At 63.7% G+C, this 13,814-nt stretch carries 19 protein-coding genes; 5 read left to right on the forward strand and 14 right to left on the reverse strand.

Features of this window, described 5'->3' with window-relative positions:
• Window positions 1–18: 18 nt before the first annotated feature.
• Window positions 19–1,233, forward strand: a complete 1,215-nt coding sequence (locus ACFWF3_RS06405; protein WP_378651825.1) for an acyl-CoA dehydrogenase family protein — start codon at window positions 19–21, stop codon at window positions 1,231–1,233.
• 83 nt (window positions 1,234–1,316) lie between these two features.
• Here the strand turns inward: ACFWF3_RS06405 and ACFWF3_RS06410 are convergent, their stop codons facing one another.
• The 14 genes from ACFWF3_RS06410 to ACFWF3_RS06475 are packed head-to-tail and all read right to left on the reverse strand — an operon-like array spanning window position 1,317 to window position 9,308.
• Window positions 1,317–2,591: a tyrosine-type recombinase/integrase gene (locus tag ACFWF3_RS06410; RefSeq protein ID WP_379312746.1), complete on the reverse strand. Its 1,275-nt coding sequence runs from the start codon at window positions 2,589–2,591 to the stop codon at window positions 1,317–1,319.
• The gene (locus ACFWF3_RS06415) at window positions 2,591–2,776 is read right to left on the reverse strand and encodes a helix-turn-helix transcriptional regulator (protein WP_379312747.1); all 186 of its coding nucleotides are present in this window, start codon (window positions 2,774–2,776) and stop codon (window positions 2,591–2,593) included. The genes ACFWF3_RS06410 and ACFWF3_RS06415 overlap by 1 nt, the downstream gene beginning before the upstream one ends.
• Window positions 2,777–2,789: 13 nt before the next feature.
• Window positions 2,790–4,487: a replication initiator gene (locus tag ACFWF3_RS06420; RefSeq protein ID WP_379312748.1), complete on the reverse strand. Its 1,698-nt coding sequence runs from the start codon at window positions 4,485–4,487 to the stop codon at window positions 2,790–2,792.
• A gap of 38 nt (window positions 4,488–4,525) precedes the next feature.
• A complete protein-coding gene (locus ACFWF3_RS06425; protein ID WP_379312749.1) occupies window positions 4,526–5,179 on the reverse strand; it encodes a hypothetical protein in 654 nt (217 codons plus the stop codon).
• On the reverse strand, window positions 5,176–5,400 hold the full coding sequence (locus ACFWF3_RS06430) for a hypothetical protein (RefSeq protein WP_379312750.1): 225 nt from the start codon (window positions 5,398–5,400) through the stop codon (window positions 5,176–5,178). Before ACFWF3_RS06430 ends, ACFWF3_RS06425 begins: the two co-directional genes overlap by 4 nt.
• Complete coding sequence (locus ACFWF3_RS06435) at window positions 5,397–5,591, reverse strand: hypothetical protein (protein ID WP_379312751.1); 195 nt, start codon at window positions 5,589–5,591, stop codon at window positions 5,397–5,399. The genes ACFWF3_RS06430 and ACFWF3_RS06435 overlap by 4 nt, the downstream gene beginning before the upstream one ends.
• Window positions 5,592–5,593: 2 nt before the next feature.
• The gene (locus ACFWF3_RS06440) at window positions 5,594–5,875 is read right to left on the reverse strand and encodes a hypothetical protein (protein ID WP_379312752.1); all 282 of its coding nucleotides are present in this window, start codon (window positions 5,873–5,875) and stop codon (window positions 5,594–5,596) included.
• Entirely contained in the window at window positions 5,872–7,182 is a 1,311-nt protein-coding gene (locus tag ACFWF3_RS06445) for an FtsK/SpoIIIE domain-containing protein (RefSeq protein WP_379312753.1), read from the reverse strand. Before ACFWF3_RS06445 ends, ACFWF3_RS06440 begins: the two co-directional genes overlap by 4 nt.
• Window positions 7,182–7,373 (reverse strand): hypothetical protein, encoded by a 192-nt coding sequence (locus ACFWF3_RS06450; protein WP_379312754.1) that lies wholly within the window; start codon window positions 7,371–7,373, stop codon window positions 7,182–7,184. Before ACFWF3_RS06450 ends, ACFWF3_RS06445 begins: the two co-directional genes overlap by 1 nt.
• Before the next feature lie 47 nt (window positions 7,374–7,420).
• Window positions 7,421–7,762 carry a hypothetical protein gene (locus tag ACFWF3_RS06455; protein ID WP_379312755.1) on the reverse strand — a complete coding sequence of 114 codons (342 nt, stop codon included), beginning with the start codon at window positions 7,760–7,762 and terminating at the stop codon, window positions 7,421–7,423.
• A complete protein-coding gene (locus tag ACFWF3_RS06460; protein ID WP_379312756.1) occupies window positions 7,762–7,968 on the reverse strand; it encodes a hypothetical protein in 207 nt (68 codons plus the stop codon). Before ACFWF3_RS06460 ends, ACFWF3_RS06455 begins: the two co-directional genes overlap by 1 nt.
• Window position 7,969: 1 nt before the next feature.
• The gene (locus ACFWF3_RS06465; RefSeq protein ID WP_379312757.1) at window positions 7,970–8,581 is read right to left on the reverse strand and encodes a DUF2637 domain-containing protein; all 612 of its coding nucleotides are present in this window, start codon (window positions 8,579–8,581) and stop codon (window positions 7,970–7,972) included.
• A 2-nt stretch (window positions 8,582–8,583) separates the two neighbouring features.
• Window positions 8,584–8,862, reverse strand: a complete 279-nt coding sequence (locus ACFWF3_RS06470) for a hypothetical protein (RefSeq protein ID WP_379312759.1) — start codon at window positions 8,860–8,862, stop codon at window positions 8,584–8,586.
• Entirely contained in the window at window positions 8,859–9,308 is a 450-nt protein-coding gene (locus ACFWF3_RS06475; RefSeq protein ID WP_364713964.1) for a hypothetical protein, read from the reverse strand. The genes ACFWF3_RS06470 and ACFWF3_RS06475 overlap by 4 nt, the downstream gene beginning before the upstream one ends.
• A gap of 212 nt (window positions 9,309–9,520) precedes the next feature.
• On the opposite strand from ACFWF3_RS06475, the gene ACFWF3_RS06480 reads away from it, so the two are divergent.
• From ACFWF3_RS06480 to ACFWF3_RS06495, 4 genes are all read left to right on the forward strand, one after another.
• Entirely contained in the window at window positions 9,521–10,372 is an 852-nt protein-coding gene (locus tag ACFWF3_RS06480) for an AAA family ATPase (protein WP_379312760.1), read from the forward strand.
• On the forward strand, window positions 10,369–10,896 hold the full coding sequence (locus ACFWF3_RS06485; RefSeq protein ID WP_379312761.1) for a kinase: 528 nt from the start codon (window positions 10,369–10,371) through the stop codon (window positions 10,894–10,896). The genes ACFWF3_RS06480 and ACFWF3_RS06485 overlap by 4 nt, the downstream gene beginning before the upstream one ends.
• A 1,160-nt stretch (window positions 10,897–12,056) precedes the next feature.
• The gene (locus ACFWF3_RS06490; RefSeq protein ID WP_379312762.1) at window positions 12,057–12,335 is read left to right on the forward strand and encodes a hypothetical protein; all 279 of its coding nucleotides are present in this window, start codon (window positions 12,057–12,059) and stop codon (window positions 12,333–12,335) included.
• Between the two features lie 633 nt (window positions 12,336–12,968).
• Complete coding sequence (locus ACFWF3_RS06495) at window positions 12,969–13,580, forward strand: hypothetical protein (RefSeq protein WP_379312763.1); 612 nt, start codon at window positions 12,969–12,971, stop codon at window positions 13,578–13,580.
• Window positions 13,581–13,814: the final 234 nt, after the last annotated feature.

Below are 13,814 nucleotides of genomic sequence, written 5' to 3' on the forward strand. Positions count from 1 at the left end.
CCTTCCAGGAGCCCCCTCATGATCAATCTCGAACTCCCCAAGAAGCTGAAGGCGAGCGCCAACCAGGCCCACCAGGTCGCCTCGCAGATCTTCCGTCCCATTTCCCGCAAGTACGACCTCGCCGAGCACGAGTACCCGGTCGAGCTCGACACGATGGCCGCCATGATCGAAGGGCTCGCCGATTCCGGCACCCAGAAGATCGGTGGCGCCGCGGGCGGCCGTAACGACGAGGCCGCCGCGGACCTGACCGCGAATGCCAACGGCGGCAACATGTCCGCGCTGCTCAACGCCCTCGAGACCTCGTGGGGCGATGTCGGCCTGATGCTCACCATCCCCTACCAGGGACTGGGCAACGCCGCGATCGCCGCCGTCGCGACCGACGAGCAGCTCTCGCGTTTCGGCAAGGTGTGGGCCGCGATGGCGATCACCGAGCCGTCCTTCGGTTCCGACTCCGCCGCCGTCACCACCACCGCCACCCTCGACGGTGACGAGTGGGTCCTCAACGGCGAGAAGATCTTCGTCACCTGCGGTGAGCGCGCCACCCACATCGTGGTGTGGGCCTCGGTCGACAAGAGCCTGGGTCGCGCCGCGATCAAGTCCTTCGTCGTCCCGCGCGACGCTCCGGGTCTGTCGGTGGCGCGGCTCGAGCACAAGCTCGGCATCAAGGCCTCCGACACCGCGGTGCTGCTGCTGCAGGACTGCCGCATCCCCGCCGACAACATCCTCGGTTCGCCGGAAGTCAACGTGGAGAAGGGCTTTGCCGGGGTCATGCAGACCTTCGACAACACCCGCCCCCTCGTGGCGGCCATGGCCGTGGGCGTCACCCGCGCCGCGCTCGAGGAACTGCGTACCGTCCTCACCGAGGCGGGTGTCGAGATCTCCTACGACACCCCCGCGATGAACCAGTCCGCGGCGGCCGCCGAGTTCCTGCGCATGGAAGCCGATTACGAATCGGCCTACCTGCTCTCCCTGCGCGCTGCCTGGATGGCCGACAACAAGAAGCCGAACTCCCTCGAGGCCTCGATGTCCAAGGCCAAGGCGGGCCGCACCGGCACCGACGTCACCCTCAAGGCAGTGGAGCTGGCCGGCACCATCGGCTACTCCCAGCGCACTCTGCTCGAGAAGTGGGCCCGCGACTCGAAGATCTTGGACATCTTCGAAGGCACCCAGCAGATCCAGCAGCTGATCGTGGCTCGCCGCGTGCTCGGAAAGACCAGCTCCGAGCTGAAGTGACCTGGTAGACAACGAAATCCGGTGCGAGTCGACTTGCTGACTCGCACCGGATTTCTTGTTTCCGGAAGCCTTCCGATTCTGGCTCATGGTCTCTCAGGCCGCTTCCAGGCCGTTCTCGGTCGAAGCTCCCAGATGTGGGCCGACTCATCGACGGCTTGGCGGGCGCGCTCGTGGCTGGACGAGAGCAGGTGCGTGTACACCCGAAGCGTGAAGCCGGGGTCTTCGTGGCCGAGGTAGTCGGCGAGCTCCTTGACCGAGACACCGCGCGAGAGCAGTTTCGAGGCGTAGAGGTGACGAAGGCCCGAGTGCATCCCGTCCGCACGGTTCACGTACTCGAGGTCAGCTTTGCCGAACGCAGGCTTCCACACGATCTTGCTGAACAGATCGCCGCTCATCGCCTCCCCCTTGTCGTTGGTGGTCAGCAGTGGCACCGTCACCATTTCGCCGTCTGCGGTGCCCCATGGCAAGGTGACCGGCTGGGCGGGAAAGGTCTTCAGGTGGTCGTCGATCGCGTCGAGCAGAGCCGTGGACAGTGGCACGTAGCGGGTCTTCTCCCGCTTCGGAAGCGCGAACATCAGCGCGCCCTTGACGTATTTCACCTGGCGTTGGACGTGCACAGTCATCGCGTCCCGGTCGATGTCGGCCGGCGAAAGTCCCAGCAGCTCGCCTTGCCGAAGACCCAAGCCGACGCCGATCGGGATCACGATGGAATAGCGCTTGTCGATCTTCGCCAGCCCGGCCCGGACGAGTGATACTCGATTGTCTTGCCAGACAATAACTTTCGGGCTTCTGCGCACGGGTCGACGGATCGTCTTCGCGTGGCATGGGTTGGTCCGGATCAGCCGATCGTCGACTGCGGTGTCCAAAACGCCGACGACGATATCGAACAGGACAGCCTTGTAGTTTTCCGAGTACTTTTTCTCGTCGAGCTTGCTCACCCAGTCGCGAACGGTCGACGGCAACACCTTTCCCAACGGGAGGTCGCCGAACTCCGGGTAGACGCGCGAATCGAGCCGACTCCGCAAGGTTTCACGACTCGCCGGATCGGCCGATTGAGCACGGAACCAGCTCTCGCCCTGTTGCCGAAAGGTCTTTCGGGTCGCCTTCGGGTCGATGTACTTGCCCTCGCGCTTGTCCGACTCGACCTCGATCAGGAAGTCCTCAGCGCGCCCTTTCTGCTTGTCGGGGAACGACTTTCCACGCTCCGCACCATCAGGGTCCACGTAGCGAGCGCGGTAGCGCATACCCCGCCCAAACAGGCTGGTTTTCTCCATGACTGGCTTACCGCGGCTGTTGACGATCACGTCGCCTTTTTCGTCCTTCTTGGGACGCCACCAGCGGTCGTCGATGTGCCCCATCAGGCGGCCTCGTCCATATCAGCCCATGCACGCAGGCGAGCAGGGTTATAGCGCAGGTGTCGGCCGACCTTACGTACAGGAGGTCCGTCACCGTGCCATTTCCATTGGTAGAGAGTCTTCACGGGTACGCCGAGGTAGTAGGCGGCTTCGTCCACTGTCCACATGCGGTCGTCGGGCAGTTCCATCGTTGATCCCTCCCTATGCTGCTTCGGATTGCTGAACAGGAGTCGTTGGGTCTGGCGGCTTTGGGGCCATAGCCATTCGTGCGGCGGTGTACTCGACCCGCCATTTCGACCGGGCATTCACCAGCGCCATCACGAGGTGTTCGCGTGGTGGTGCGTCCGGATCGCCAGCCGGGACCGGGTAGACGCGCACGTGCGAGGTATCGGGCTTGACGATGCCCACGGCCGCGAGCTGTTGCCGAACAAACTCGGCGCGTTCGGCCTTGTGGTCAGGCAGGGTCTTGCCGGTCCACTTCTTCGAGTTCAGGACCCGCCGACCGGGCAGGCCGAGGGTGTCGCGGCGGTGGGCTTTGCGCTTGCAGTAGCCGGGCTGGGTCTTCTCGGTGGCGCCCTTGGGGACGATCCCGTAGCGCACCCACACCCCGCAGCTCGGCGAGCACGGCGTTACGCACATCTCCGCGTGCAACCGGTCGTAATGTTCGGCGACGCGACGGGAGTCCGGTTCGAGCAGGTCAGCGACACTCTTGGTCAGGTACTTCGTCAGGTACCGCACCCGTCGTTCCATCTTGTCGGTGCCGCCGAGGATCTGAATCGGCTTGGCCTGCACACCGAACCGAACGACGTGGGCAGGTTCGAGGTCGTCTACCTCGTCCATCACGTCCAGGGCGTCTTCCCAGGAGGGCAGCGGGTCACCGGTTTGGGGGTCGACGAAAGTGCCGGCGGTGTAGTCCCATTCGGGCATCTGGCCGTCGCGGTAGACCGGCTTGTCGAAGTGGGGCCACCAGATCTGGCGGTAGGTCGCCGCGGTGACCGCCTTGATCAGCTTGTTCGACACCGACCCACGAATAGCCAGGTGCAGGTGCGGAGCGCCACGCTTTTGCGGTTCGACGCTGGCAAAGTACTGAACATCCCAGCCGACCGCCCGACGCAGGTTCTGCACCCAGCGGTCGACCAGCGCGGCGAAGTGGATGGCATCTCGAGCAGCACGGGTGTAGTCGTAGGTTTCCGGATCCACGGGTGAGCCGTCGGAGACCATCTTGTTCTGCTTGGCGTCCCACACCCGGTTGATCGCGCCGTAGCCATCGAGGGTCAGCGTCAGGAAGGTCGAGGGCTGGTAACCGTTGTAGACCTGCCCCAAGGTGCGCTTTTCGACCTTGCGGCGAGGCAGGTTCGGCACGTCCTGGCGGCGACGAGTGGACTTGGCCTTGCGGCGTGGCTTCCCATCCAGCGACGGGAACCGACCCTTGACGCCGAGGTCACGCAGTTCGGCGTCGATCTCAGCGACCAGGTCCCGGATCGAGTCGGCTAGGTCGGTGTCTTCGTCTTCGCGGGCCTGGTGGAACTGGTCGAACAGGTGCGCGCGGGCAGTGAGCAAGTCTGTTTGTTCCTGAGTCGGCTCGACAGTCTCATCGACCGGTTCCTTACTCAGGCACCACCCTTCACGGAGCTGGTTCATCCGCAGGGTGCGGTACGCCTTGGCGCACGCCGGGCAGATCGCTTCGAAGCGGCATTTGCACGGTGCGCCGACGTAGGAGATTTTGCCGGTGGAATCGTCGACTGCACGCATCGGAATAACCCGAGCGCACACGCCTTCCTTCTCAGCCGCCGACTCGGCGATGTCCTTGAGCGAGGGCATTGCCCGGCGCTGGGCGGCTGTTGTACGGCCGAGGGAAGCCACAGGGGCGGATTCGGCGGTGTTGGTGGCGTTGTCCATGGTGTGGCCTCCCTCAGCTAGGTGATCGGTGGTGGTGGTCATGCGGCCTTGCGCGATGGCAGGGTCTTGAATCCGGCCATCGATTCGAAGTCGACGACGATCGGTTCGGCCAGCGAGTCCGAGCGGCGGAAGGTGATTTCGACCAGGCTGGGGCCGACGATCGCGACTTGCGCGTGGCGGGTGCCGAAGGCGTGGGCCAGGTGCTCGACCCGGTTCTCCCAATCGCCGGGGGCCTGCCCGTGCAGCATCTTCGCCTTCACGACGTCCAGTGATTCGCCGATCTGGACACCGACCAGTCCAGGGACGATCACCCGGTCGGCGTTGTCGGTCTTGGTGAGCTGGCAGGCGGCCATGACCGTTGCCCAGCGTCGGGAGTAGCGGACCCAGGTCAACCAGCGGGAGCGGATGCGACCGGTGAGCCAGCGCTCGAAGGTCTGTGGACTCGACACTCGCCACAGCACCATCCCCGCGACAGCCACACCGGCCACCCCGATCCCGAACGGCCAGCCGTGAAACCATCCGACCGCGACAGAAAGGCCGGCGGGAACCGAAATCATCGGGAACAGCAGCGCCCACCAGATCAGTCGGAACCCGGCGACAACGACCGCGATCATCGCGCGACCGATGGCGTCCATCACGACATCAGCGAAGTCGGTCGTGGTCGTGATCGTGATCTTCTGTGTCTGACTCATGCTGCGTCCCAATCGAATTCGAGTTGCGTGGGTGATTCTTTGTCGCCGATGAAGGTGCGCCACGGGTCGCTGGCGTTGTATCGGTAGACCACGTCGGTGTCACGACGGTCTTTCGCGGCAGCGATGTAGGCGTCTGCCGGTCCGCGAGCTTTGGGCAGCGGGTGGACTGTCTCGCCGACGAGCAGGCCCCAGTGCTTGGCGTCGGCCGGGTCGCTGCTCATGCTGCGTCGTCCCATCCATCCGTGGTGCCGTAGTCGTTCCAGGCGGGTGCGTAGCCGGACTCGGCGAGCATCGTCACCGCAACGGCGAGAGGGTTCAGGCCCCTGGCTTCGGACCGGAAACGGCTGCGGGTCTGGAAGTCGATGACATCGGCGAGACCGTTGTCTGTGCGGGTGGCGTTTTTGCGTGCCATGGTCAGTACTCCTTGTGATCGGCGGGGAAGATCCCGCAAACGGTGCATTCGAGTTCGGTGAACTGGTGTCCGTCGCGCTGGCACTGGGCAGTCGCTACGCAGATGTCACAGACGACGGTGTCGCCGTCATAGACCCAGCCACTGGCACGCTCAGCGCCCAGGAACGACACGGCCTGGTTGGTGGAGTCGAAGCAGATCGATTCCCCGTCAGAGTCGGTGAGGATGTCGCCGCAGGTGTCGCAGTAGATGACAACGTGGGATTCGGTGACCATGCCGCGTTTCATGCCGCCATCCCTTGCTCGTCGTCTTCGCCGGGGATGTAGTCGGGGTCGAAGCCGGTGTAGTCGGCTTGCGGGCTGTAGTCCGGCTTCTCAGGCCCGTAGGCAGCTACCAGGGCGTCGATGTTGTCGTCGGTGACCATGAACGCCCGGACCCGCACGAACCCGTCTTTGCCGTCCTCGGCGACGTAGCCGACACCAGGTGTGTCAGCAGGGATCTCGTCGCAACGTGCGCCCTTGTCCTTGGCGGAATCGCCGTGGACCATGCGGATCTGGGTGACTTCCTCGAGACGCAGCCCGATGCGGACGTTGAACAGTTGCCGGTTGGGCATCGTCTCTTTCGACGGGTCCTGCACCGCCGCAGTCACCGAGTAGCCCACCGCCCGACCCTGCGACTGCAACAGACCGGTGTACTGGCGAAACTGCTCCTGCTCCTCACGGGACGCGAACGAGGACAGGGCAGCACCTTCGTCGATGACGATCCACACCAACGGCATGTCCGGCGACGGGGTGAACTTACGAACCCGCGCGGCTTTGAGCTGTGAAGTCCGTTCCTGCATCTGCGCGACCGCCTCGGCGAGCATTCCCAGGATCCCGGCAGCGGTCCATTCGAAGCGGGTCCACAGGTCCTCACCGCGAGAAAATTCCATGCCGCCCTTGGGATCTGCTACCCATACGTCGACGTATCCGGCCTTGATCGCGGGAGCAATCCCAGCGACCAGCGACCACAACACCGAGCCCTTACCCGAACCGGTCGCACCGGCGAGCAAGATATGGACACCGAGCAACCGCACCAGCCACACTCGACCGTCCTCACGCACACCCACCGGAACGGCCGACAGGTCGACACCGGTAGCTGTGAATGCATCGGGATGAACGACAGCGGGATCGGCCAAGGTGTCCCAGCACCGCAGGTCCAGAGTCAAGAATCCCGGATCTGTCTGTGTGACAAGGACTTTAGGAACTCCGAGGTATTGGGCGAGCTGGTCGCGGGTGTCGTCGTTGGTCCAGTCCGAGACCTTCTGACCGCCGAGCATCTGCACCTCAGCGACAGCACCGGAAGGCACCCGAGTCATGGTCAGCACGTTCGGCCAACCGCCGTCAGGGCCTCCCAGACCGAGCGCGACCCACATGTAGGCGAGCTGGCGGGAGTCGGTCATCACCATGACCGCGGTACGCAATTCGGCCGGCACATGCGCCAACGGATCAGATTCCGAGGCCGAAGCCGCGGAGCTTGCCCCGTCGAGGCGGCGCCACCACAGCATCATCCCGGTAGCCAAAATCGTCGACAGCGCGACAACAGTGGTACCCATCACGACCCCATCCCCATCAGGCGGGACCAGTCGTCGTACATGGCCTCGAGAATCTCGTTCGCCAAGCAGGCCGCGTCCGGGGTCGTCAAATACAGTCGCGCGTTCAAACCCAGATCGACAACGACCTTGCCCGACGCCTGGCACACATGCACCGAGAAGGTATCGGCATCCAACGCCGCCGATACAGCCATGAACACAGCGGTAGAGGCATCAGAGACCTCAGGTATACGGGCACTCATCACCGCACCGCCTTGGGATTGCAGCACGCCCACTGGCACCGCTCACCGGTCACGTCGATGCAAGGCTGTGGCACACCGTGTGCTTCACCGATCGCGGCGGCCAGCATCTCGATCAGTTCCATCGCCTCATCGACAGCGAGTTCGAGATTCAGCCCGCTCGGAGCGTGACCCAAAGCGATCACGATGCCGGGAGCCTCATCGCACAGACCGCCGTCATAGCGGACCCCGAGAACACCCTCGGCATGCAGAACGTTGCCGGTGTTGTCGGCGTCGAACATCCACCCCCGCGACCACGTAGGTTCCTTGCGGGTCTCCCAGTAACCCTCACGCTGGTGCAGCATCAGGCCACCGCCCGCAACGTCGAGGCGTAGACATCGAGCGCGGCCAGCAGCTTCTCAGCCACGACAGCGGCGTCGGCCGGGTTCAGATACAGCGTGGCGTCGGGGCCGATGTCGACGGTGATGCGGCCGATGGACTCCTGGTAGGCCACTTCGAGGGTGTTGTCGTAGGTCGAAGCGGAGATGGTCATGAACGAGGTGTCAGACATTTCAGTTACCTCCTGTGGAGACCGCGACCGGAACAGGGCGCGGAGGCTGGAAAGGTTGGACCACCCGCACAGGCGGCGGAATGGTCGGCCGGACAGATGCCGGAGGAACCGGCGAACTCGTCGGCATCGGTGACGAAACAGGTTCAGGGGCAGAGGGTTCGACCGCTTCGACCGCGACAGCAGGGGGAGCGGGTTCGGTCGATGAGGTGTTGCGGGAGCGCAGCAGCACCGCCAGGCCGTGAGTGTCGAGCAACAGGGCAGCGGGAGCGATCACCGCGAGGATGGCAGCCAACGCGCCGTGACCCGAGACCAGCGCGTGAGCGATGTTCCCGCCGATCGAGACCGTCGCCCCAGCGATCAGTACGCGGGTGAAGAAGGTTCGTTCGGGGCTGTCGGCCAGGGCCAGGACCGCGATCGTGGCTTGAATGATGGTGCCGTCCACGATCACCGGGAACAACCACGCCAGCCCGTGGGGAGTGTGAGCCCTGATCGCGAGGTCACGCAGAGCCGCGAACGAGAGAACGAACGCGGCCCCACCGATAACAAGAACGATGAGAACGGCGGTCCAGCGAGCCCACCGAACACTCTTGGGCTGCTGATCCGCCGTACTCACGGTCACGCCGCCCGGGACTTCGCTGCGGACTTCTCAGCGGCCACCTGTTCGGCCCGAACACGCTCGGCGGCATCGTGAGCCATCATCAGCCCCGGCAGCACCTCAGCGAGATACCGAACATCCTCGATCTCCAGGAAGAGATTCACGTCTCCGCCGGAGGTCCCGTTCAAGCGCACACGCACATACGCCGGGTCCGCTGATTCGTGCACCTCTTCGAGGTATTCAGCCACGGTCAGGCCCCACACGCCGCTGCTCACGAAAATCATCGACATGACGATCACGCGGCCTTGTCAGCGACGGGGCGGTTACGGGCACCGGAGTTATCGCCCTTGATCGCACCCGCGAAGTACTGGTAGCCCAGGTACTTGAACTCGCCCTGCCCCATCACCTTCGGCTCAGCCATCAGCCCTTCCACCTGGAGCATGCGCAGACCCGTACCGGGAGCCAGCTCCTCACCCGTGACCGCAGGAACGTTCTCGGCCAGGAAGATCAGCTCGAAGCTCTTGCGCTTGGCCTTGGGCTCGTGCGGATCGGTGACATTGGCCTTCCACATCAGCAGGCCCGTGCCCTCGTTGGTCTTCGGGTTGTAGTCGCGCAACTGCTCCGGCATCGCGTTGCGGTCCGGGTTGTACTTGATCGCTGCCTCGATCTGACCGTTGAGCAGCAAGCCCATCGGGAACGCCTCGGCCTGCGAGACGGGGAAGCGGAAACCGCGCTGAAGTGCCATGGTCTGTCTCCTTGTGTGCTGGGGGGCTTCGGTGGATGTCGATTCGGTTGGTAGCTGTGCCCCGTGTCACTAACGGTAGCAACTGCTACCCGTGGAAAGCAACTACTTTCGTGAGGCAATTCACGGCAACCTTCGATTCGACACTTTCCCCAGGTCAGAACGTCAGTGGCAACTGATACCCTCGCGTTAGCAACTGCTACCGAAGGAGTGCCGTGCCCGCGAGCGACGCCAAACCCACCGCCCCTGCTCGGATCGCCCAAGCCATCCGCAATGACATCGAGGCGGGGCGACTGCGAGACGGTCAGCGACTCCCGTCAACGCGGGAGCTCGCGAAGGAATGGCAGGCAAGTCAGCGCACGATCAGCGATGCGATGGACCTCCTGGTCAAGGAGGGATATGTCGCGACGCAGAACCGGTCCGGTCGCATCGTCACGACACCGACATCGGTCACGCTTGCGCTGTCGTCCCCGCTTCGCCCGATTCGCCCACGGATCGTCTATGTCGGCGGCTTTCCCGGATCAGGCAAAAGCGAGTTCGCCCGAACGCTGGCTCGGGCAACGAACTGGGCGTTCCTCGACAAGGACACGATTGCGCGTCCGCTGATCGAACCTGCACTCGAAGACCTCGGGCACAGCGTCAACGATCGCGAATCCGACATCTACTTCGACCGCCTTCGTCCGAGGGAGTACGAGGCGCTCGAAGGGGTAATCAACGACAACATCGCAGTCGGAACGTCAGTCATCGCCACCGCTCCGTACATCAGGGAGTTCACCAACCGTGCATGGCTGGATCGTGTCACCGCCCGCGGTGAAACCTACGACGCGGATTGCACGTTCGTGTGGGTCCGCTGCTCTCTCGACACGATGCTGATGTACCTCAAGAGGCGCGGCGCCGGACGCGACAACGGCAAACTTGCCGACTGGGACCACTACAGCGCGGGGCTGGATCTGGACTTTCGCCCCGAGACCGAGCATGTCGTGATCGACAATGACCCCGACAGCCCGCCGCTTCGGACCCAGGCGCAGCAACTCATCGAGTCGTTTCGACGGGACTCCGGCCAGTGAAGTCAGGGCTCATTCTGTACGGTGCCCCTGCCACCGGCAAAGACACTGTCACAGAAGCACTTTCGCGCATCGATGACCGGTACCGGCTGTTTGAGCGGTTGAAGTCGGGTCCAGGGCGGACAAAGGGCTACCGCATGATCGACGCTGACGAGCTCGATCGCTTGGCCGAGGCCGGCCAATTGGTTTGGGTCAACGCGAGATACGGCGCTCGATACGCGATCGATCGGCACGGTCTAGAAGCCCTGATCGAGGCAGATCTAATCCCGGTGATACATGCTGGCCAGCCCAAGGTCATACCCGCCGTGCGAGAAGCCACACCGAACGTTAAGTGGACTGTGGTCCAGCTTGAATGCGACGTAGACACCGCGAAGTCCCGCATCATCGCCCGAGGTACCGGTGATGACGTCCTTCGGTTGGCAGCTCGGGACGCAACGCCGACGATCGACGCGGATCTCACAGTCGACACGAGCGCGGTCGGGCCCGACGACATCGCGCAATCTATCCATACCTTTTGCACCGACTAGCAACGCTCTTAGGGGTGGTTAGCGGACGACTACCTAGGTTTGAGTACTACCTCCGTTGAAGGTCACGGGGTAACATTCGAATAGTCACGCGAGTGATGCTGAGCGGGTGGACCGCCGTGGAGCGACGGCCCACCCTGATGGGATTAGCTAGCCCGCCAAACTCGGCTGACCAGGAACAGAGCCCCGGCGATCACGGAAGCTGCTACCAACAGCACACCGTAATCGACCGGGGTTTCTTTCATGCCCCGGCGATGTTTTGCCATCTCCCACCACCTCCTTTCCCGGCACGGCACGGTGACCAGGTCCCGTACCGCCCCTGAGATGGAGGTGATGCCAGCGTACTCGAGGCATCACGACACGGAACCGTTTGCACCCCACACACTTCCGGCATCCGAGGCATGTTCTCGACGGGCGAACGACCCTTCGAGCTACCGCGACCGAGCACATGGCCGGTGTCCGCAGCTCCCGCACAATCACCACCCAGCACAATCACCACCGAGCCAACGAGTCTCAGCCCGTCGTCACTTCGATCACGGAGCAGCACAGTCGGTGAACGTCCCCGAGTTGCTGAACGCCCGTCACTGCACGAAGTTGTTGCTGAATTCGGCTATATAGAGTCAAGGGCGGCGCTGACGCGCCGCCGACGCAGCGCCGCACGGCGCCACGCCCCGACGCCTCCGCTTCGCTACGGCCCCGGCGCGTCGGCCCGTCGCAGCGCCTCTCCGGCGACGAAGCATCCGCCGCCTTCCTCTATCTGGCTGCTTCTAGCAACAACCGAGAAGTGTGGGCGCGACGGGAGCCGTACCCGATCGACCTCCCGAAGCCGAGGACGAAAAGGCCGGCTACTTGCCGGGTCGACTGGCTGTGGTCCAGATTCACGATGGACCGGGAAGACGATCGGCACGTTGGGTTGGTGGTTCGTCAGGCCCAGGTCGGGACCGAAGCTCCCTTCTCGGTGTGGTCAGCAGTTCAGGTCGCACCCGTGGGCGAGACCGCGGCAGATGTGGTTGTCGCACAGCTCGCACGCATGGGCTGATCGAGAAGTCGCAGTCGGTGGTACAGCCCGAGCCCGCCTCGAGCAGTCCAGGCGTAGCCGGGGTCGGTCAGGACGACGCGTCACTTTCGGTGGCACCACCGGACTCGCGGGGGTAGCTCTGCCAGTGCATCTCACCCCCGCCCCGCTCCCGCTGCCCGACCTCTCCCCCTACGGCGGCGGCACCTGGCAGAGCTACCCCCGCGAGTCCGCCGGTACCACCTTCCTGGTCTACCGCGCCGTCCTGACCGACCCCGCCTACACCTTCTTCACCGCCCCCGACGAGGTGTGCTCGGTCTGCACCACCGACTGCGACTTCTCGATCACCTACGCGTGCGAGCTGTGCGACAACCACATCTGCCACGAATGCGGCCTCGCCTACCACGGGTGCGACCTGAACTGCTGACCACACCGAGAAGGGGGCTTCGGCCCCTTTCTCCCTCCCTGGCCGCCGTCAACGAAGCCGGTAGCGGGTCGCCAACGACGTCGACCCCAGGCCCAGCACCCCCCGCCCGGCGAATTGCCGAACAAGAGAAGCCGCGGTGAGTCGGTGGTATCGCGACCGGTGGCCGCGTGGCCCTGTTCTGGGTTGGCCTGCATTGTGATCCCGCGCCCCTCACACCTCAAGGGCGCATTCGCGTCAGCTTCGCTGATGGACAAGTCCACCCTTGACCTGTGAGCCTCTGCGCGTGAACGGCAGGCCGTATCGGGCAGGCGGTGAGCCAGCCCCTTGGTGTGCAACCCAACCCAGAACAGGGCCAACAGTGGTCCCAATCGTTCGCCGCCGTCTGTGACGGCTCACTGACATAGGCTTCCCGATATGACCTGGCAACCGCTGTCGCAGAGACGAAGTGGCTCGTCACCTGACGGCCCATACGAAGGTGTCCCGCCACATCTAGCTGGACATCTCGGAGATTGGCTATTCAGCGGCCTGAGCAGAGGGCTCGGGAAGGTCTCCAATGATGTAGCAATCCGCCTGCGCCTTCCCTTAAGCGCCAACCTTACTAACGGCGCAAAGGTCAGGACCATCCTCGACTCGTTGGGCAGTGCCGATCTCGTATTGGATGCTGTCGACGCCACACTCTATGTGTTAGACCGGCACAACCTCGCCTCGATTAGCGGGGAGGACCTTCGGGTGCTACTACGGCAAATGTTGCATGACGCCGCGTCGGTATGGACTGTTACCGACGAGGGCGATGGCCTGATCGAGATCGTCGATCAGCACGCCCAACAGACCTATGAGGATGCCGTAGCGCCACAGGACGATGCGGCTACAGAACTGAGGACAGCGTGGGCCAACGCCTTCGGGCGGAACGGAGACCCCTCAGACGCCTGGGATCACGCGATCAAGGCTGTGGAAGACACGTTGGCGCCTATCGTAATTCCGAAAGCCACGAAACCGACCCTTGGCCAAATCATCGGCGCGCTCGATAGCCAGGCACAGCTCTGGAAGCTGATGCTGCCAGGCAGCGACCAATCGCACAGCGTCGAACCTCTCGTCGCGATCTTGCGTCTGATGTGGCCAAATCTTGACCGTCATGGCGGTACCGCCAGGCGAACCCCATCGACGATGGAAGCCCGGTCCGTCGTCACGCTTGCAGCAACCATCATCCAGTGGCATAGGCAAGGCTGGGTGGTCGCTCGAAGGTGATGAGCTCGTGCACCGCAGGCCGTCCACAGGCCGTTGGAGGCCAAAAACCACCCAGGAATGCCGAGAACCACTGAGATGCGTATCGCCAGCTCAGAGCCAGTTTTCGACACATCAGCGCATGTCGCTTAATGTCGGGCGCAAGATCTTGGACATCTTCGAAGGCACCCAGCAGATCCAGCAGCTGATCGTGGCTCGCCGCGTGCTCGGAAAGACCAGCTCCGAGCTGAAGTGACC

Origin of the sequence: Nocardia sp. NPDC060220 (genome assembly GCF_042727815.1) — a bacterium.
Classification (GTDB): domain Bacteria; phylum Actinomycetota; class Actinomycetes; order Mycobacteriales; family Mycobacteriaceae; genus Nocardia.

Excerpts from the sequence above, each read along its gene's own strand:
- ACFWF3_RS06415 (WP_379312747.1), bottom strand. The coding sequence starts at position 2,776 with ATGGAACTGCCCGACGACCGCATGTGGACAGTGGACGAAGCCGCCTAC.
- ACFWF3_RS06440 (WP_379312752.1), bottom strand. The coding sequence starts at position 5,875 with ATGAAACGCGGCATGGTCACCGAATCCCACGTTGTCATCTACTGCGAC.
- ACFWF3_RS06445 (WP_379312753.1), bottom strand. The coding sequence starts at position 7,182 with ATGGGTACCACTGTTGTCGCGCTGTCGACGATTTTGGCTACCGGGATG.
- ACFWF3_RS06460 (WP_379312756.1), bottom strand. The coding sequence starts at position 7,968 with ATGTCTGACACCTCGTTCATGACCATCTCCGCTTCGACCTACGACAAC.
- ACFWF3_RS06425 (WP_379312749.1), bottom strand. The coding sequence starts at position 5,179 with ATGAGTCAGACACAGAAGATCACGATCACGACCACGACCGACTTCGCT.
- ACFWF3_RS06435 (WP_379312751.1), bottom strand. The coding sequence starts at position 5,591 with ATGGCACGCAAAAACGCCACCCGCACAGACAACGGTCTCGCCGATGTC.
- ACFWF3_RS06475 (WP_364713964.1), bottom strand. The coding sequence starts at position 9,308 with ATGGCACTTCAGCGCGGTTTCCGCTTCCCCGTCTCGCAGGCCGAGGCG.
- ACFWF3_RS06410 (WP_379312746.1), bottom strand. The coding sequence starts at position 2,591 with ATGGGGCACATCGACGACCGCTGGTGGCGTCCCAAGAAGGACGAAAAA.
- ACFWF3_RS06455 (WP_379312755.1), bottom strand. The coding sequence starts at position 7,762 with ATGCTGCACCAGCGTGAGGGTTACTGGGAGACCCGCAAGGAACCTACG.
- ACFWF3_RS06405 (WP_378651825.1), top strand. The coding sequence starts at position 19 with ATGATCAATCTCGAACTCCCCAAGAAGCTGAAGGCGAGCGCCAACCAG.
- ACFWF3_RS06420 (WP_379312748.1), bottom strand. The coding sequence starts at position 4,487 with ATGGACAACGCCACCAACACCGCCGAATCCGCCCCTGTGGCTTCCCTC.
- ACFWF3_RS06450 (WP_379312754.1), bottom strand. The coding sequence starts at position 7,373 with ATGGCTGTATCGGCGGCGTTGGATGCCGATACCTTCTCGGTGCATGTG.
- ACFWF3_RS06430 (WP_379312750.1), bottom strand. The coding sequence starts at position 5,400 with ATGAGCAGCGACCCGGCCGACGCCAAGCACTGGGGCCTGCTCGTCGGC.